The following is an 18,152-nucleotide window of genomic DNA, read 5'->3' on the forward strand; positions in this document are numbered from 1 at the left end:
GACTTTTAAATGGCACAAGAAGAAACAGTAATGGAACAATTATTTAAGGCACTTGATGAAAAAACCAAATCTTTAAATGAAGAGAATGGTCAAAGTTTCATAGAAAATTTAGGTTTTGCAATGGAAAATGTTTATACTAATCAAAGATCATTGCTGGAACAAGCTACATTACAAGATAGACGTAAGGCATTTCAATTTGCTTATTTAAATCTAATGCAAAAAGAAGATATTCAAGCAAACCATCAAATTACACCTGATTCAATTGGAATGATTCTAGGATTCCTTGCCGAGCGTTTTTTAAAAAATAAAGAAGCATTTCATGTCGCAGATATTGCAAGTGGGGCTGGACATTTGAGCGCTTCTGTACATGAAGTATTAACTGAACATACAGTTATGCATCATCTTGTTGAAGTTGATCCAGTATTATCTCGTGTGAGTGTACATTTAGCAAACTTTTTAGAAATCCCATTTGATGTTTATCCTCAAGATGCTATCATGCCACTTCCTTTTGAAGACGCAGATGTTGTTATTGGTGATTTACCAATAGGATATTATCCAGTGGATGATAGAAGTAAAGAAATGGACTTAGGTTTTGAAGAAGGACATAGTTTTTCTCACTATTTATTAATTGAACAAGCAGTAACAGCATTAAAAGCATCAGGATATGCGTTTTTAGTAGTACCTAGTAATTTATTCGAGGGTACGAATGTGAAACAGTTACAAAATTTCATTGCAACAGAAACAGAAATGCAAGCTTTTCTAAACTTGCCATCTACACTGTTTAAAAATGAAAAAGCGCGTAAGTCGATACTCATTCTACAGAAAAAAGAAACTAATGTAACAAAGCCTGTAGAGGTTCTGTTAGCTAATATACCTGATTTCAAAAGCCCTCAACAATTCCAAGCTTTTTTACAAGATTTAAATGCTTGGATGATGGAAAATCATCCTGAAAATTAAACTGTAATATTCTTGAATTCTTACTGTATTAATGATTAAATAGATATGGATATAAAAAAACTTAATTTAAATTGGAGGCATTATGCTATGTCAAAATTAATTTTGGCTATTAACGCTGGTAGTTCATCATTGAAATTTCAACTTATTGAAATGCCGGAAGAAAAGATTATTACTAAAGGACTTATTGAACGTATTGGATTAAAAGATTCTGTATTTACTATTGAATTAGGCGGAGAAAAACACAAATCAACATTAGATATTACAGACCACGAACAAGCGGTTAATATTATGTTGGAAAGCTTCAAACAACATGGTGTAATTGATAGCATTTATGATATCGATGGAACAGGTCATCGTGTCGTACATGGTGGTGAATTATTCCCAAATTCAGTATATGTTACAGATGAAGTTGAGGAACAAATTGAGTCATTAAGTGAACTAGCACCATTACACAATCCTGCAAATTTAATGGGCATCCGTGCTTTTCGCAAATTATTACCAGAAATTCCACATGTAGCTATCTTTGATACTTCATTCCATCAAACAATGCCAGAGAAATCTTATTTATACAGCTTACCATACCAATATTATGAAGATTATGGTATTCGTAAGTACGGATTCCATGGAACAAGTCATAAATATGTATCACAACGCGCAGCTGAAATTTTAGGCAAACCGATTGAAGAATTACGCATGATTTCATGTCATATCGGTAACGGAGCATCCATTGCTGCAATTGATGGTGGAGAATCTGTTGATACTTCAATGGGATTCACACCATTAGCTGGTGTTACTATGGGTACACGTTCAGGGAATATTGACCCTGCCTTAATACCATTTATTATGGAAAAAACAGGAAAAAATGCAGAAGAAGTTCTGAATACATTAAATAAAGAATCTGGTTTATTAGGTATTTCTGGTACTTCAAGTGATTTAAGAGATATTATTGATGAGGCAAAAGCAGGTAAAGAGCGTGCGCAATTAGCATTAGATGTGTTTGCATCAAGAATTCATAAATATATTGGTTCTTATGCGACACGTATGCACGGTGTAGATGTAATCATCTTTACTGCAGGCGTAGGTGAGAATTCTGATCCTGTTAGAGCAAAAGTTTTAGAAGGTTTAGAATTTATGGGTGTTTATTGGGATGCTAAGAAAAATGAAGCGATTCATGGCGAAGAAGGTTTCATTAACTATCCACATTCTCCTGTAAAAGTTATTGTTATCCCTACAAATGAAGAGGTAATGATTGCACGTGATGTAGTTAAATTTGGTAATCTTGAATAAATTTGATATCAAAAGTATGATAGATTAAAATGCACGATAGTTTTTTGACACAGTTTAAGAAATAAAATAATGTTTAAAAATTAAAATCTATGATATAAATGTCTAGCTTATAAATAAGAGGGCCAATCCTTAATGTGGATTGGTCCTCTTATATTTAAAATATTATGATTTTGATCGTGCATGCTTGCCTGGGGATATGGCTCGAGCCTGTAGTCTCTCGCTCATATCATTTCCCCGGGCGTTAGCATATTTCATAATCCCTAAAATTTATATTTTAACTACTTATTTACCTTTAATTTAAATAGATATATGAATTCCAAAATAATAGCTGTTTTTTTCAATTCTTAAGGTTTTATTTCAAATGCAGTAAGGTTCGTTTGTTGTTTTTGATTAAAGTTATTATCTGATATAAGGACTAAACTGTCGTGACCATTTGGTAATTTTGGACCAAAGGACATACCTTCTATATTGTCAATATGTCCAATGTCTTGCTCATTAAGATTTGCAATTAATTGTTTTTTAACCGGTGTTACATGGTTCTTTTGCAGTGATTTGATATTTTTAGTATCTGTTCCGCTTGTGCTATCAATTTTATAAATACGTATATAATTTTTGAAATTGTTATTTTTATCTTGAACACTGGCACGCTCAAGTACAAGTAATTCCTTTTTATTCAATGTTAAAATTTCAGAAATTCCATTTTCAGCATCTTTATTTTTTCCTGGTTTTTTTGGAATTGGATCTAGATTATAAGGCTTTTCTGAAATAACATCGCCTTGACGATTATATTTTGTTAGGCGTGTTTTAGCGCCTGATTTTATAGTTGGTAATTGATCATCTTGAAGTAAAGGTGCTTCCATAGAAGTCCAAATATACTTACCATCTTCGGAAAAACTGCTACCTTCTAATGCGAGGTTATTTCTAAATCCATGTTTATTCTGAGGTTCCATTTTAATAGGATTATGGATTTGAAGATTACTAATAAATGTGCCATTTCTAGTAGCTGTCCTTATAAACGGATTGAAACCAAGTTCGCGATCGCCTTCACTAGTATAAAGCAGACGTTTATTATTTAAAGGGTCAATTCTTATCGACTCAGGGTCAGCAACAACATCATGTTGCCGCTTCTTATATGATGACTTACTTGGATATTTTGTGCCATTTGGTTGTGTTAAATAGTGCATTTGTGTGAATTTCATTTTGTTAAATTTATGTTTATTGTAATTGATTTGGGCCTCATAAAACCTAGTTGGATTTTCTTCTGAGCGATCGTCGCTAATCATTAACCACTTTTTGGATTTAGCATCATAAGAAATACCAGAAAGACCGCCTATTTTTGTATTTTTGAATGATTTATTATAAGGAATAGTTTCTGTATCAATATATTTTAATTGAGAAGCCGTTTTTTCATTTTTTACATTATCAGTATAAGCATATGTATGCGTTGACGCAGAAATAAAATAAGTACTTATAAATAAACTAAGCATCATCATTCTCTTAAATTGGTTCATATCATTAACTCCTTTATGGCATTTCTTAATCCTATTTTACATGCTTGATATGAAGCTCATTTGAAGATGATATAACAATTTCTTAACAACTAAACAGGCGATGTTAAGATGATTAAGAAAAAAAGATAGTTTATCACGATATACAGTGTAAACTATCTTTTTTCTATAGCTGAATGTTTTATTAAATAAGTTGAACTTTATCGTTAATGTGCTTGATACTTGGATCTGAATTCATCTGTAGCTACTTGTGGTTGGAAATCTTCAGGAAGTTCTTCTGTACGTACCACCAACACGTCACAAGGAGAGTGACGCACAATTGCTTCTGATACAGAACCTACGATAAATCTTTCAACTGCGTTTAAACCTGATGTACCACACATAATTAAATCTGCATCAACATCAGCAGCCAATTTTTTAGGTATGATTGCTTTAGGTGAACCAAATTCTAGTCTTGTTTCAACTTCAGTAACACCAGCATTCGTTGCCACTTCTTTATAACCTTTTAATAAATCATCAGAGAAGTTTTTTGACTTTTCAGTAAATTGTGCATCATAAACTTCATAAGAAGAGTAAGTTCTTGAATCAATAACATTTACGATTGTTAGTTTTGAATCATTACGTTTTGCAACTTCTACAGCTTTATTAAATGCCCATTCAGCTTCATGTGATCCATCGACTGCGATTAAAATATTTTTATACGTTAGCATCACAATTACCTCCTTCATCTTCTTGCTTATATTATACCACTATTTACAGAATATTAACATAATTCGCCTTAATACATGTTGTAAAAATACTCTAAACTATGATTGCGCTTTCATATAATACGCGTTACTATAAATTTGGAGGTGGATAAAATGATAATAGGTATTCCGAAAGAGATTAAAAACAATGAAAATAGGGTGAGCTTATCACCAAGTGGTGTACATGCATTAGTAGAACAAGGCCACTCAGTTATTGTTGAAAAATCTGCTGGTTTAGGTTCATATTTTGAAGACGATGATTATATTACAGCTGGGGCTAAAATTGGTGATGGACCGGCTGAAGTATGGAACGTTGATATGGTTATGAAAGTTAAAGAACCATTAGAAGAAGAGTTCCAATTCTTTAAGGAAGGGTTAATACTATTTACTTATTTACATTTAGCAAATGAAAAGAAACTCACACAAGCTTTATTAGATAATAAAGTAATAGGCATTGCTTATGAAACAGTTCAATTGCCAGATAAATCATTACCATTATTAACGCCGATGAGTGAAGTAGCAGGGCGTATGTCTGCACAAATTGGTGCTGAATTTTTACAAAAATATAAAGGCGGCATGGGCATTTTACTTGGTGGTGTACCTGGTGTAGCTAAAGGTCGCGTAACGATCATCGGCGGCGGTCAGGCTGGTACAAATGCTGCTAAAATTGCATTAGGTTTAGGTGCCGATGTAACGATTTTGGATGTTAACCCTAAGCGTTTACAAGAGCTTGAAGATTTATTTGATGGCCGTGTACACACAATTATGTCTAATCCATTAAATATTGAAGAATGTGTTAAAAATAGTGACTTAGTCATCGGTGCGGTATTAATTCCAGGTGCCAAAGCACCAAACCTAGTTACTGAAGACATGGTAAAATCTATGAAAGACGGTTCGGTAATCGTTGATATTGCTATAGACCAAGGTGGTATTTTCGAAACGACTGATCGTATTTCAACACATGACGATCCAACATATAAAAAACATGGTGTTGTACATTATGCTGTGGCTAATATGCCTGGTGCAGTACCACGTACTTCTACTATTGCATTAAATAATGCAACGTTACCTTATGCATTACAAATTGCGGGAAAAGGTTATTTAAAAGCATTACAAGATAATGAACCTTTATCATTAGGTTTAAATACAATTAATGGGGTATTAACCAATAAAGGTGTAGGTGAAGCTTTGAATTTACCATATTCTAATGTGGAAAGTACTCTAAAATAATAAAAAATAACAAACAAAAACTGGTAATCTCTTCTATATAGCAGAGGTTACCAGTTTTTAATTTCAGGTTTAATACGATTTATTATAATTTAGTGCCGAGTAAATTTGTTATGTCATACAATTTTTGTACCGTGTACCTCTTGAAAAGGGAATGCACTAATGAGTTCTTGAACATTAGATTTTGTTAAACCGCCACCGGGCATGATTTCAATCTTTCCTCCAGAATTCACGACCAACTTACCAAGCTGATTTAAATTGTCAAAAATATTAGTATCAGCTGGACCCCCATGTGTCAATAATCTACTAAAACCAAGTTCAATTAATTTGTGTAATGCTTTTACCTGACCTTCTAAATGTATTTCATCAAACGCCATATGGCAAACAACAGGTATCGGTGATGCTAGTTGTTTTAAAGTTTTCATTTGCCATTCATTCAATGTGTTATCATCTGTTAAACAACCGAATACAAAATAATCAATATCAAATGATTTAATTGCTTTAATATCTCGCTGCATAATTTCAAAGTCATATAGGCTATATACAAAATCACCGCCGCGTGGACGAATCATGACAGCAATTTCTATGTTGTTTGCTTTGCAAATTTCAGTAGCAATTTCAATCATTCCTATACTTGGCGTGGTTCCTCCGACATGTAAGTGATCACACAATTCAACACGATCTGCGCCATTTTCAATCGCATATTCAACTTGTTGGATTGTTTCGACTACGGCTTCTTTAATCATTTTTCGTAACCTGTCAAACTTTCGTTTCCATTTTCAGTTACGAGAATATCATCTTCTATACGGACACCAGCTACACCAGGCACATAGATGCCAGGTTCTACAGTTACAACCATTCCTGGTACAAATTCATTTGTATTTGTACTAGAAACATCTTGATATTCATGTTCTTCTAATCCAAGACCATGTCCTAATCGATGAGGGAAATAGTCTCCGTACCCAGCATCTGTAATAATACCTCGAGCAATAGCGTCTATATCTTTAATTTGTACACCAGGTTTAATTGCAGCGATTGCCTCTTGTTCGGCTTTTAATACGATATCGTATATGTTTTGAGCATCTGAGCTAGGTTGTCCAAATCTAATTGTTCTTGTCATATCACTACAATAGTTATCATAAATGACACCTAAATCAAATAATACAAATTCATTATTTTGTAATTGACGGTCACCAGGTATACCATGTGGTGACGCTGCATGGTCGCCGAATAGGACCATCGTATCAAAGCTCATTTCATTAACGCCATAAGCTTTGATTTCATATTCAATGTGATTAACAACTTGTCGTTCTGTCACACCTTCTTTTAAGAAACTTGCCCCAATTTCAATACATTTATCTGCAAGTTCACAAGCTTTACGAATTTTAGCAATTTCAGAATCGCTTTTAACATTACGTAATGATTTTATTGTTTGATCAATATCACCGAACGCTTTTACATCATAAGCTTCGATTAATTCACGTTGACGTTGCACAGTTAAGTGTGCCGCTTCAACTAACATTTTATTGAAAGTAAAAGGATATTTATCTAATGCATTTTCTGTATCAAGGTAACCAATGATTTCACCATCAAATGGTGAAGCCTTTACTTCTTCGACTTCTAATTGTGGACAAAATAGGACTTGATCGCCATTTTCTTTGATTAATAAAGCTAGTAAACGTTCATGAGGATCACTTAAATAGCCAGTGAAATAAAAGATGTTCAATGGGGTAGTAATCCATGCTGCGTCAGCTTGTTGTGATTTTAATGATTCTTTAACTTGTTGTAACTTCATTTTTACTGCCTCCTAAATATATGATTATATTAATTTTATGTTAGTTGTGTAAGGAATTCAAAAATAATATGTTGAAATAAGGTATATTGCTAAAATTATTAAAGAATTATCAAATATAAGCGCGTATTTTGATATAAGCGTGTTATAACTGTTAATAATTGTGGTATATATAAAACAAACAGTTTTATGGGAGGAATTATCGATATGAAATTATCTTTTCACGGACAATCAACGATTTATTTTGAAGCGAATGGCAAAAAAGTAATTGTTGATCCATTTATTACGGGCAACGATTTATCCGATTTAGATGCTGAAACTTTAGAAGTTGATTATATTATTTTAACACATGGTCATGGAGACCATTTTGGTGATACGATTGAATTAGCAAATAGAAATCACGCAACAGTTATTGGTTCAGCAGAATTAGGTGATTATTTAACGACTACTAAAAATGTTGAAAATGTTAGACCTATGAATATTGGTGGTAAAGCAGAATTTGATTTTGGAACGGTTAAGTTTGTACAAGCGTTTCACAGTTCTAGCTTGACTGATGACAATGGTATTCCCGTATATTTAGGAATGCCGATGGGGCTAATTTTAGAAATAGAAGGCAAGACGATTTATCATACTGGTGATACAGGATTATTTGGTGACATGAAATTAATTGCTGAACGTCATCCGGTTGACATTTGTTTTATTCCAATTGGTGATAATTTCACAATGGGCATTGATGATGCTAGTTTTGCAATTAATCAGTTCATTAAACCTAAAATTACAGTACCAATTCACTACAATACATTTGACTTAATCAAACAAAATCCAGATGACTTCAAGTCAGCTGTTTCAGAAGGTGAAGTACAGATATTAAACCCAGGTGACGCAGTTCAACTTTAGAGTGATAGCGATATCAACAGTTTATACTAAAATATAAACGCCAATTTCACTAACATCATAGTAGAAATTGGCGTTTTCTTTGTTTTTATGGGATTGCACCATTTGTTGCAATGAGATGATTATCCCAGTCATTACATCGCTATACTATTTTACAATAAGCACAGGGATGCTTGCTCTTTTAGCAACTTTGTGACTCACGCTACCTAGTACGAATTTTTTCTTTTCTTCGGCACGACGGTTACTGAGGACAACTATTTCATATTTGCCACTATTTGCTTCTTTTACCAATTGTTCTTTGGCATTACCACGCACAATGATTTCATCATATTTGATGCCATACTCATCGAGTGTATTTCGAGTGCTTTCTAACCCTTTACTACGTTTTTCAACGAGTTTATCTAAATGAACACCAGATTTAATCGATGCTTGTGCATCTTGCTCACTGATTGCATTAAGAATTGTTACAACAGTGTCTTCACCAGCTAACTTAGAAACTTCTTTAAGTGCTTTTTCATTTTTAAGTGTTGTATCAACACCAAGTAAAATATTTTTAAACATTATTCCATCCCTCCTTAATTCTATTCTAATTAGAGTTTATCACAAATCAAATTAAAAATTATATGTTTTCATATTAACAGAGTAAAAAGTTTTATAGATATTAATATCTTAGTGAATATATGTCATAATTAAAGTTAAAATATATTTTTTAAGTGATTAAATCGCAATTTTAGTTATAAAAAGTTATAATATCATAGAAAATGTCCAAAAATGAGGTTATTACAATGACAAAGCATGAGCAAATTTTATCTTATATCGAATCTTTAGCAGTAGGGCAAAAAATTTCTGTTAGAAAAATAGCGAAAGATTTAAATGTCTCTGAAGGGACAGCTTATCGTGCGATCAAAGATGCCGGTAGAATTGGTTTAGTAGCAACAATCGATAGAGTTGGTACTGTCCGAATAGAAAAGAAAACACGTGAACAAATTGAACAACTTACATTTGGAGAAATTGTAAAAATAATTGATGGACAAGTATTAGGAGGAAGAAATGGCCTCATCAAGACATTAACAAAATTTGCTATTGGCGCAATGGAAATTGAAGATGTGGTAAAGTATTTAAGTCCACATACATTGTTGATTGTAGGAAATCGAAAAGATGTCCAACTAGCCGCTTTGAAAAGAGGAAGTGCAGTATTGATTACTGGTGGTTTTAGAACGTCCAATGAAATAATCAAATATGCTGATGAACATGATTTACCAATACTATCATCTAATTATGATACATATTTAGTTGCGAATATTATTAACAGAGCGATGTATAATCAAATGATTCGGAAAGAAATATTAGTCGTCGAAGATATAGTGAAATCTGTGAATGAAGATACTGTGGTTTTTGATAATATGACTTTGCACGATTATAAAGAAAAAGCAAAACGCACAGGTCACTCCAGATTCCCAGTTATTGATGAACATTGGCGCTTAGTTGGTATCATTACGAGTAAAGAAATAATTAAAATGGAAGACAAGGATACTTTAGCACATTTTATGACTAAGTCTCCGCTTAATGTACAACTATCAACTACAGTAGTAAATTGTGCGCACATGATGATTTGGGAAGGCATCGAATTATTACCAGTGATTTCACCAAGCAAAAAATTAATTGGTGTAATTACAAGAAAAGATGTATTGACAGCAATGCAATTACTGAGTCGTCAGCCCCAGGTAGGCGAAACCATTAATGATCAAGTAGCTAAACATATTACAATTGCAAATGATGATATTCAAGTACAAACTTCGCCTTTACTTACAAATCAGTTTGGTACACTGAGTAAAGCGGTGTTTGTAGCTATTATTGAAGAAACTGTGCGTTATGAAATGCGAAAATTAAAGAAACTTGAAGTAATGATTGAAAGTTTAAATATCATTTACATTAAGACTGTGCAAATTGAATCTGAAATTAATGTACATTATGATATGTTAGATGTAGGAAGAAATTTTGCTAAATTAGAAGTAACGATGACAAGTGATGGTAAACAAGTTGCAAAAGCAATGATTATTTGTCAAATGATAGATTAAAAGGCACATATATAACTTTAAAAAAGGAAGATAAAAATGACGATAGAATTTAATCAAATTATGGATGAAATAAAAGCGGTTCAAACAGTAATCATACATAGACATGTAAGACCAGATCCAGATGCTTATGGGTCACAACTTGGAATGAAAAATTATTTGAAACTTAAATTTCCAGAAAAGAATATTTATGCAGTAGGAGAAGGAGAACCGTCACTTGATTTTATCGGTACTTTTGATGATATTAGTGATGACCAATATAACGAAGCATTGGTTATCGTATGTGATACTGCTAATTCTCCTAGAATCAGTGACCATAGATTCAATGCTGGCAAGCGTCTTGTTAAAATAGATCATCATCCAGCAGTTGACCAATACGGAGATATTAACTATGTGAATGATCAAGCATCATCAACGAGTGAGATTATTTTTGATTTTATAAGTCATTTTAACGATCAATCACTAATTGATGATTCTGTAGCAAGAGTATTATATTTAGGTATTGTAGGAGATACTGGACGGTTTTTATTTAATAATACAACACCACATACTATGGAAGTCGCAAGCCAATTATTAAAATATTCATTTAACCATCAACAAGAATTGAATAAATTAGGGGAAAAAGATCCAAAACTATTACCTTTTCAAGGCCATGTTTTACAGAATTTTGATTTAAATGAAAAAGGTTTTTGTAAAGTGAAAATCACCAAAGATGTACTTGAGGAATTTGATATTGTAGCGAATGAAGCTTCGCTTTTTGTCAATGCGATTGCTGATATTCAAGGATTGAAAATATGGGTGTTTGCGGTAGATGAAGGTTCCGAAATTAGATGTCGCATTCGTTCTAAAGGTATCGTCATTAATGATATTGCTAATGCATTTGGTGGTGGAGGTCATCCGAATGCATCTGGTGTTTCAGTTGCAGATTGGCAGCAATTTGAAGAATTAGCACAAGCATTAAATAATAAATTGTAAGATTAAGGAGGTATTTGCTGATGGTTGCGCATTTAAACGTTCATACATCGTATGACTTATTGAATTCAAGTATTAAAATTAAAGATGTCATTGCGAAAGCAACGAAAGAAGGTTATACATCGTTAGCAATTACAGATACAAACGTTTTATATGGTTATCCTCAATTTTATGACGCGTGTATTGCAGCAAATATCCATCCTTTATTTGGAATGACGATTTATCTTACAGATGGTTTATCATCAATTGAAACTATAGTACTTGCTAAAAATAATCAAGGTCTAAAAGATTTATTTAAATTATCTTCTGCCATAAAAATGAAAGAGAAGACTGAAACACCAATAGAGTGGCTGAATAAATATATTAATCATTTGGTTATCATATTTAAAAATGTTACGGAAGCACACCAAAGTATATTACAAAATTTCACTGATAAAGAAGATATATTTGTAAATCACAATAGCCAACAACGATTAGATTTTCCAGTTGTATGGGCGCAAAGTACAAATTATTTAAATGAAGATGATGCGGATACTTTAACGGCTTTAGCTGCTATAAAAAATAATGAGAAATTAGATTTGGTTAAAGAAGTTCATAATTATAATGCACATATGTATAGTCGGACCGATTTGGATGCGTTTAATTTAAATGAGCAAATTTGGCAAAATACAAATTACATCGCGTCCATCTGTAATGCTGAACTACAATATCATCAATCGTTATTACCTAAATTCAAGACACCGAATAACCAACCGTCTAAAGATTACCTTTATCAAATTCTCCAACAAAATTTGAAACAACTAAATTTACCTAAAGCATCATTACAAAAATACGATGACAGGCTTAATCATGAATATGAGATTATTACACGCATGGGTTTTGAAGATTATTTTTTAATTGTTAGTGATTTAATCCATTATGCCAAAACTCATGATGTATTAGTCGGTCCGGGTCGTGGTTCATCTGCTGGCTCCTTAGTCAGTTATCTATTAGATATTACGACGATTGATCCCATTAAATATAACTTGTTATTTGAGCGCTTTTTAAATCCTGAACGTGTTACTATGCCAGATATTGATATCGATTTTGAAGATACGCATAGAGAAAAAGTGATTAGATACGTACAAGAAAAATATGGTGATAACCACGTTGCTGGCATTGTGACGTTTGGTCATTTATTAGCGAGGGCAGTTTCAAGAGATGTAGGTCGAATTATGGGTTTTGATGAAATAACATTAAATGAGATCTCATCTTTAATCCCTCATAAATTAGGTATTACATTAGATGAGGCATATGAGAAAACTGAATTTAAACAATTTGTGCATAGAAATCATCGGCATGAACGCTGGTTTGAAATTTGTAAAAAGTTAGAAGGATTGCCACGACATACGTCAACACATGCAGCAGGGATCATTATAAACGATCATCCTTTATATGAATATACACCATTAACCTTAGGAGATACGGGGTTATTGACGCAGTGGACCATGACTGAAGCTGAACGTATTGGCCTTTTAAAAATTGATTTTCTAGGTTTACGAAACTTATCCATTATTCATCAAATAGTTAAACAAGTAAAAAGAGATATGAATATTGATATAGATATTGAATCCATTCCTTTTAATGATCCAAAAGTATTTCAGTTACTCTCGCAGGGTGACACAACAGGTGTATTCCAATTAGAATCTGATGGCATACGAAATGTATTGAAAAAATTACAGCCAGAACAATTTGAAGATATTGTGGCAGTAACTTCTTTGTATAGACCAGGACCTATGGAAGAAATTCCAACCTATATTACAAGAAGACACTTCCCTGAAAAAGTACAATATTTGCATAAAGATTTAGAACCCATATTAAAAACTACTTACGGTGTAATTATTTATCAAGAACAAATTATGCAAATCGCGAGTAAGTTTGCTCATTTTAGTTATGGTGAAGCAGATATATTAAGACGTGCTATGAGTAAAAAAAATCGTGCAGTATTAGAGAGTGAGCGACAACATTTTGTGGAAGGTGCTTTAAGTAACGGATATGATGAACGATTAAGCAAGCAGATTTTTGATTTGATTTTAAAATTTGCAGACTATGGCTTTGCACGTGCACATGCAGTGAGCTATTCCAAAATAGCTTATATTATGAGTTATTTAAAAGTGCACTATGCTAATTATTTTTATGCCAATATTTTAAGTAATTCAATTGGTAGCGAAAAAAAGACGGCACAAATGATCGATGAAGCGAAACATCAGCAATTAAATATATTAGCACCTAATATTAATGAAAGTCATTGGTTTTATAAAGCAAGTAATAAAGGTATATATTTATCTTTAGGTGCGATTAAAGGCATAGGTTATCAAAGTGTTAAACTCATTGTAGATGAAAGAAAAAGTAATGGTGCGTATAAAGATTTCTTTGACTTTACACGTCGTATACCTAAAAGAATAAAGAGTAGGAAATTACTTGAGGCATTAATATTAGTCGGCGCTTTTGATACATTTGGTAAAAATAGAGCGACTTTATTACAGTCTATTGACCAAGTGTTAGATGACGTCTCCGATGTTGAACAAGATGGTTTTATTTTCGATGTGTTGACACCTAAAACAACATATGAAGAAAAAGAAGAGCTACCAGATCAAGTGTTAAGTGATTATGAAAAAGAATATTTAGGGTTTTATGTATCTACACATCCTGTAGAAAAAGCATTTGAAGAAAAACAATATCTTGGTATTTATAAACTTAATAATGCCAGAGATAATCAACCAATCTTTGTTCAAATCGACCAGTTAAAACGTATTCGTACTAAAAATGGACAAAACATGGCATTTATTACATTAAATGATGGTCTTAACAATTTAGATGGTGTGGTGTTCCCAGACGCATATAAAAAATTTGAAGTATATTTAAACAGTACAGATACGCTTATCGTGAAAGGAAAATTTGAAAATAGAAATAATAAAAAGCAACTTATTATTAACCAAATAGAAAATGTTGCGTCATTTGAGAGCAATAAATTAGCAAATGCGAAACAAGTAATCATAAGAAATATTGAAAGTTTATCGGAAATAAAACAATGGTTAAATTCACAAGAAACTGCAGACGATATCCCAGTGAAATATTTTCAAGAAAAACAAAATCAATTTAAAATTATAGGTTTTATCTCGCGTGAAAAAGAAAAAATTGAAGTGCTTATATCTAAGTTCTCACCGTGGGATATAAGGATAATTTAACTTTATCAAGTCCATAAACTATGATATAGTAAACTGATGGTTAAGTTGAAACTTACCATCAGTTTATATTAAATGATGGCATCAATCCTTCATGTAAAATATATGTTTTTATTACAAAAGTTAACATACAACTTATGCTTGGGATTTAATACTAACGATAACATTTGTAATTTATGTTAGATTGTAATAAAAATATATATGACTGATTAAAATTATTGAATGTAAGGGGTAGGTTTACATGACATTAAGAGACGACGCACTAGAAATGCATAGAATAAATCAAGGTAAATTAGAAGTTACACCAAAAGTTCAAGTGACCAATAAAGAAGAGTTGAGTTTAGCGTATTCACCTGGTGTAGCTGAGCCATGTAAAGAAATACACGAAGACCCTAGAAAAGTATTTGAATATACAATGAAAGCAAATACAGTCGCAGTTGTTACAGATGGTACAGCTGTACTTGGATTAGGTGACATAGGTCCAGAAGCTAGTATTCCAGTAATGGAAGGTAAAGCAGTTTTGTTTAAAAGTTTTTCAGGTATAGATGGTGTACCAATTGCACTAAATACTACGGATACAGATGAAATTGTTAATACAGTGAAGTTATTAGAACCTAACTACGGCGGCATTAATCTTGAAGATATTTCTGCTCCACGTTGTTTTGAAATAGAAGAGCGTTTGAAAAAAGAAACAAAAATACCTGTTTTTCATGATGACCAACATGGGACAGCAATTGTTACAGTTGCAGGTATGATAAATGCGCTGCGCATTATAGATAAAGAATTATCGGATATAAAAGTGGTGCTTAACGGAGCTGGTGCAGCAGGTATGGCAATTGTTCAATTACTGTATTCATATGGTGTTAGAGATATGATTATGTGTGATTCCAAAGGTGCAATTTATGAAGGTCGTTCCCATGGAATGAATGATACAAAATCATTTGTAGCTAAATGGACAAACAGAGATAGAGTCGAAGGTTCGTTAAATGATGTAATTAAAGATGCTGACGTATTTATTGGTGTTTCTGTAGCTGATTTATTAACAAAAGAAATGGTTGAGTCAATGGCTAAAGATCCAATTATATTTGCAATGGCGAATCCTAACCCTGAAATCAACCCTGATGTAGCAAAAGAAGCAGGCGCTAAAGTAATTGGAACTGGTCGTTCTGATTACCCAAATCAAATCAATAACGTACTTGCATTTCCTGGTATATTCAGAGGTGCATTAGATGTAGAAGCTACACACATTAATGAAGAGATGAAACAAGCTGCAGTAGAAGCAATTGCAGACTTAATTAAACCGGAAGAATTAAATCCAGATTACTGTATTCCAGGTCCATTTGATAAACGTGTTGCACCTTCTGTTGCTAGAGAGGTTGCAAAGGCAGCAATGGAAACAGGGGTAGCAAGAACAGATATGGATCCAGAAGAAATTTATAATAAAACAATGAAATTAACAGACTTAGATAAATAATATTCATGAATACTGATCTCAAAATATTGAGTTTATAATATTGGAAAGACAGTAATGGTTAAGTGGAGGTTTAAAATGTTTAAAGATTTTTTCAATAGAAGTAGTAAAAAGAAAAAGTATGTGACTGTTTCCGATTCAAAACAAAGTGATGTTCCAGCGGGAATTATGACGAAATGCCCGAAATGTAAAAAGATTATGTATACCAAAGAATTAGCTGAAAATTTAAACGTATGTTTCAATTGTGATCATCACATCGCTTTAACAGCGTATAAAAGAATTGAAGCCATTTCTGATGAAGGTACATTCACAGAATTTGACAAAGGAATGACCTCTGCGAATCCATTGGATTTTCCAAGTTATGAAGAAAAAATTCAAAAAGACCAACAAAAAACAGAGTTAAATGAAGCTGTTGTTACTGGTACAGCGTATTTAGACGGCATTGAATTTGGTGTAGCTGTGATGGATGCTCGATTTAGAATGGGGAGCATGGGATCAGTTGTTGGTGAAAAGATTTGCAGAATTATAGAACACTGCACTGAGCACCGTTTACCATTCATCCTATTTTCTGCTAGTGGTGGTGCTAGAATGCAAGAAGGTATCATATCATTAATGCAGATGGGTAAAACAAGTGTTACATTAAAAAGACATATGGATCATGGATTGCTATATATTTCATATATTACAAACCCAACAACAGGTGGCGTATCGGCAAGTTTTGCTTCAGTTGGTGATATTAATTTAAGTGAACCCAAAGCACTCATTGGTTTTGCTGGCAGACGTGTAATCGAACAAACGATTAATGAAAAGTTACCTGACGACTTCCAAACTGCTGAATTTTTATTAGAACATGGACAACTAGATAAGGTTGTACATAGAAAAGAAATGAAAGTAACACTTTCTAATATTCTAAAAATGCACCAAGAGGTGAAAACGAATGCTTGACTTTGAAAAGCCACTTTTTGAAATAAAAAATAAAATTGAATCGTTGAAAGAATCACAAGAAAAAAATGATGTGGACTTACAGGAAGAAATTGATATGCTTGAGGCGTCTTTAGAACGTGAAACAAAAAAAGTATATACTCATTTAAAGCCTTGGGATCGTGTACAATTAGCGCGCTTACAAGAAAGACCTACATCATTAGATTATATACCACATATTTTTGACTCCTTTATTGAGTTACACGGTGATCGTAATTTTCGAGATGATCCAGCTATGATTGGTGGTATTGGATATTTAAATGGCCAAGCAGTAACAGTAGTTGGCCAACAGCGGGGAAAAGATACCAAAGATAATATTTATCGTAACTTTGGTATGGCACACCCTGAGGGGTATAGAAAAGCATTACGTTTAATGAAACAAGCTGAAAAATTCAACCGACCTATTTTCACTTTTATTGATACAAAAGGTGCTTACCCAGGAAAAGCAGCAGAAGAACGTGGTCAAAGTGAGTCTATAGCTAAAAATCTCATTGAAATGGCAGCACTTAAAGTGCCAGTCATTGCAGTTGTAATAGGTGAAGGCGGAAGCGGTGGGGCTTTAGGTCTCGGTATTTCAAATCGTTTATTAATGCTTGAAAATAGTACTTATTCTGTTATTTCACCAGAAGGTGCATCTGCATTACTATGGAAAGATAGTAATTTAGCACAAATAGCTGCCGAAACAATGAAGATTACGGCAGAAGATTTATATGAGTTGAAAATTGCCGATGAGGTTTTAAAAGAACCACTTGGTGGTGCTCATCATGATATTGAAACGCAAGCACAAAGTATTAAAAAAGCATTTTTAAATCATTTGAGTGAATTAAATGCATTTAATGAACAGCAAATCATAGATGATCGTTATGATAAATTTAGAAATATTGGATCTTTTAATGAATAACTAAAAAGCACTTAATGTTTACATCAACAAAACATTTTTTAGTACACATAGTAGCTATGAAGCATTAATAGTCTAAGGTTTTCAAAGAGCATGAAATTGGAGTCAGGTTTTCAATAC

At 32.8% G+C, this 18,152-nt stretch carries 15 protein-coding genes; 10 read left to right on the forward strand and 5 right to left on the reverse strand.

Annotated features, from left to right (window positions below; genetic code table 11):
• Window positions 1-9 precede the first annotated feature (9 nt).
• Both FYJ81_RS00755 and FYJ81_RS00760 read left to right on the forward strand, forming a co-directional pair.
• On the forward strand, window positions 10-957 hold the full coding sequence (locus FYJ81_RS00755) for a class I SAM-dependent methyltransferase (protein ID WP_154409216.1): 948 nt from the start codon (window positions 10-12) through the stop codon (window positions 955-957).
• A gap of 87 nt (window positions 958-1,044) precedes the next feature.
• Entirely contained in the window at window positions 1,045-2,244 is a 1,200-nt protein-coding gene (locus FYJ81_RS00760) for an acetate kinase (RefSeq protein WP_154409217.1), read from the forward strand.
• A gap of 344 nt (window positions 2,245-2,588) precedes the next feature.
• On the opposite strand, the gene FYJ81_RS00765 is transcribed toward FYJ81_RS00760, so the two are convergent.
• Entirely contained in the window at window positions 2,589-3,755 is a 1,167-nt protein-coding gene (locus tag FYJ81_RS00765; RefSeq protein WP_107383788.1) for an esterase-like activity of phytase family protein, read from the reverse strand.
• Between the two features lie 203 nt (window positions 3,756-3,958).
• The gene (locus tag FYJ81_RS00770) at window positions 3,959-4,462 is read right to left on the reverse strand and encodes a universal stress protein (RefSeq protein WP_019468610.1); all 504 of its coding nucleotides are present in this window, start codon (window positions 4,460-4,462) and stop codon (window positions 3,959-3,961) included.
• 150 nt (window positions 4,463-4,612) lie between these two features.
• Between FYJ81_RS00770 and ald the strand changes: the two genes are divergently transcribed.
• Window positions 4,613-5,728: an alanine dehydrogenase gene (gene ald, locus FYJ81_RS00775; RefSeq protein ID WP_107383787.1), complete on the forward strand. Its 1,116-nt coding sequence runs from the start codon at window positions 4,613-4,615 to the stop codon at window positions 5,726-5,728.
• A 113-nt stretch (window positions 5,729-5,841) separates the two neighbouring features.
• Here the strand turns inward: ald and FYJ81_RS00780 are convergent, their stop codons facing one another.
• Window positions 5,842-6,471: a copper homeostasis protein CutC gene (locus FYJ81_RS00780; RefSeq protein ID WP_107383786.1), complete on the reverse strand. Its 630-nt coding sequence runs from the start codon at window positions 6,469-6,471 to the stop codon at window positions 5,842-5,844.
• Window positions 6,468-7,520, reverse strand: a complete 1,053-nt coding sequence (locus FYJ81_RS00785) for a M24 family metallopeptidase (protein ID WP_107383785.1) — start codon at window positions 7,518-7,520, stop codon at window positions 6,468-6,470. The genes FYJ81_RS00780 and FYJ81_RS00785 overlap by 4 nt, the downstream gene beginning before the upstream one ends.
• A gap of 204 nt (window positions 7,521-7,724) precedes the next feature.
• Between FYJ81_RS00785 and FYJ81_RS00790 the strand changes: the two genes are divergently transcribed.
• Window positions 7,725-8,414, forward strand: coding sequence for a metal-dependent hydrolase (locus tag FYJ81_RS00790; RefSeq protein WP_107383784.1), 690 nt, complete (start codon window positions 7,725-7,727; stop codon window positions 8,412-8,414).
• Between the two features lie 144 nt (window positions 8,415-8,558).
• Here the strand turns inward: FYJ81_RS00790 and FYJ81_RS00795 are convergent, their stop codons facing one another.
• Complete coding sequence (locus FYJ81_RS00795) at window positions 8,559-8,972, reverse strand: universal stress protein (protein WP_019468615.1); 414 nt, start codon at window positions 8,970-8,972, stop codon at window positions 8,559-8,561.
• 224 nt (window positions 8,973-9,196) lie between these two features.
• Here FYJ81_RS00795 and FYJ81_RS00800 point away from each other — a divergent pair, with 224 nt between their 5' ends.
• The 6 genes from FYJ81_RS00800 to FYJ81_RS00825 all read left to right on the forward strand — a co-directional run bounded on the left by FYJ81_RS00800 (window position 9,197) and on the right by FYJ81_RS00825 (window position 18,035).
• Window positions 9,197-10,489: a DRTGG domain-containing protein gene (locus FYJ81_RS00800; RefSeq protein ID WP_154409218.1), complete on the forward strand. Its 1,293-nt coding sequence runs from the start codon at window positions 9,197-9,199 to the stop codon at window positions 10,487-10,489.
• 36 nt (window positions 10,490-10,525) lie between these two features.
• Window positions 10,526-11,461 (forward strand): DHH family phosphoesterase, encoded by a 936-nt coding sequence (locus FYJ81_RS00805; RefSeq protein ID WP_107383782.1) that lies wholly within the window; start codon window positions 10,526-10,528, stop codon window positions 11,459-11,461.
• A gap of 20 nt (window positions 11,462-11,481) precedes the next feature.
• A complete protein-coding gene (locus FYJ81_RS00810; protein ID WP_107383781.1) occupies window positions 11,482-14,685 on the forward strand; it encodes a DNA polymerase III subunit alpha in 3,204 nt (1,067 codons plus the stop codon).
• A 238-nt stretch (window positions 14,686-14,923) separates the two neighbouring features.
• Entirely contained in the window at window positions 14,924-16,156 is a 1,233-nt protein-coding gene (locus FYJ81_RS00815) for an NAD(P)-dependent malic enzyme (RefSeq protein WP_107504887.1), read from the forward strand.
• A gap of 75 nt (window positions 16,157-16,231) precedes the next feature.
• On the forward strand, window positions 16,232-17,098 hold the full coding sequence (accD, locus tag FYJ81_RS00820; protein WP_107383779.1) for an acetyl-CoA carboxylase, carboxyltransferase subunit beta: 867 nt from the start codon (window positions 16,232-16,234) through the stop codon (window positions 17,096-17,098).
• On the forward strand, window positions 17,091-18,035 hold the full coding sequence (locus FYJ81_RS00825; RefSeq protein ID WP_107383778.1) for an acetyl-CoA carboxylase carboxyltransferase subunit alpha: 945 nt from the start codon (window positions 17,091-17,093) through the stop codon (window positions 18,033-18,035). The genes accD and FYJ81_RS00825 overlap by 8 nt, the downstream gene beginning before the upstream one ends.
• The last annotated feature ends 117 nt before the right edge of the window (window positions 18,036-18,152 follow it).

The organism is Staphylococcus sp. McC-251-APC-3A2 (assembly GCF_009695665.1).
In the GTDB taxonomy this organism is placed as follows: Bacteria; Bacillota; Bacilli; order Staphylococcales; family Staphylococcaceae; genus Staphylococcus; species Staphylococcus cohnii.

Coding starts and splice junctions, on each gene's coding strand:
- ald (WP_107383787.1), top strand. CDS start 4,613: ATGATAATAGGTATTCCGAAAGAGATTAAAAACAATGAAAATAGGGTG.
- FYJ81_RS00765 (WP_107383788.1), bottom strand. CDS start 3,755: ATGAACCAATTTAAGAGAATGATGATGCTTAGTTTATTTATAAGTACT.
- FYJ81_RS00785 (WP_107383785.1), bottom strand. CDS start 7,520: ATGAAGTTACAACAAGTTAAAGAATCATTAAAATCACAACAAGCTGAC.
- FYJ81_RS00825 (WP_107383778.1), top strand. CDS start 17,091: ATGCTTGACTTTGAAAAGCCACTTTTTGAAATAAAAAATAAAATTGAA.
- FYJ81_RS00780 (WP_107383786.1), bottom strand. CDS start 6,471: ATGATTAAAGAAGCCGTAGTCGAAACAATCCAACAAGTTGAATATGCG.
- FYJ81_RS00760 (WP_154409217.1), top strand. CDS start 1,045: ATGTCAAAATTAATTTTGGCTATTAACGCTGGTAGTTCATCATTGAAA.
- FYJ81_RS00815 (WP_107504887.1), top strand. CDS start 14,924: ATGACATTAAGAGACGACGCACTAGAAATGCATAGAATAAATCAAGGT.
- FYJ81_RS00795 (WP_019468615.1), bottom strand. CDS start 8,972: ATGTTTAAAAATATTTTACTTGGTGTTGATACAACACTTAAAAATGAA.
- FYJ81_RS00800 (WP_154409218.1), top strand. CDS start 9,197: ATGACAAAGCATGAGCAAATTTTATCTTATATCGAATCTTTAGCAGTA.
- FYJ81_RS00805 (WP_107383782.1), top strand. CDS start 10,526: ATGACGATAGAATTTAATCAAATTATGGATGAAATAAAAGCGGTTCAA.
- accD (WP_107383779.1), top strand. CDS start 16,232: ATGTTTAAAGATTTTTTCAATAGAAGTAGTAAAAAGAAAAAGTATGTG.
- FYJ81_RS00770 (WP_019468610.1), bottom strand. CDS start 4,462: ATGCTAACGTATAAAAATATTTTAATCGCAGTCGATGGATCACATGAA.
- FYJ81_RS00810 (WP_107383781.1), top strand. CDS start 11,482: ATGGTTGCGCATTTAAACGTTCATACATCGTATGACTTATTGAATTCA.
- FYJ81_RS00755 (WP_154409216.1), top strand. CDS start 10: ATGGCACAAGAAGAAACAGTAATGGAACAATTATTTAAGGCACTTGAT.
- FYJ81_RS00790 (WP_107383784.1), top strand. CDS start 7,725: ATGAAATTATCTTTTCACGGACAATCAACGATTTATTTTGAAGCGAAT.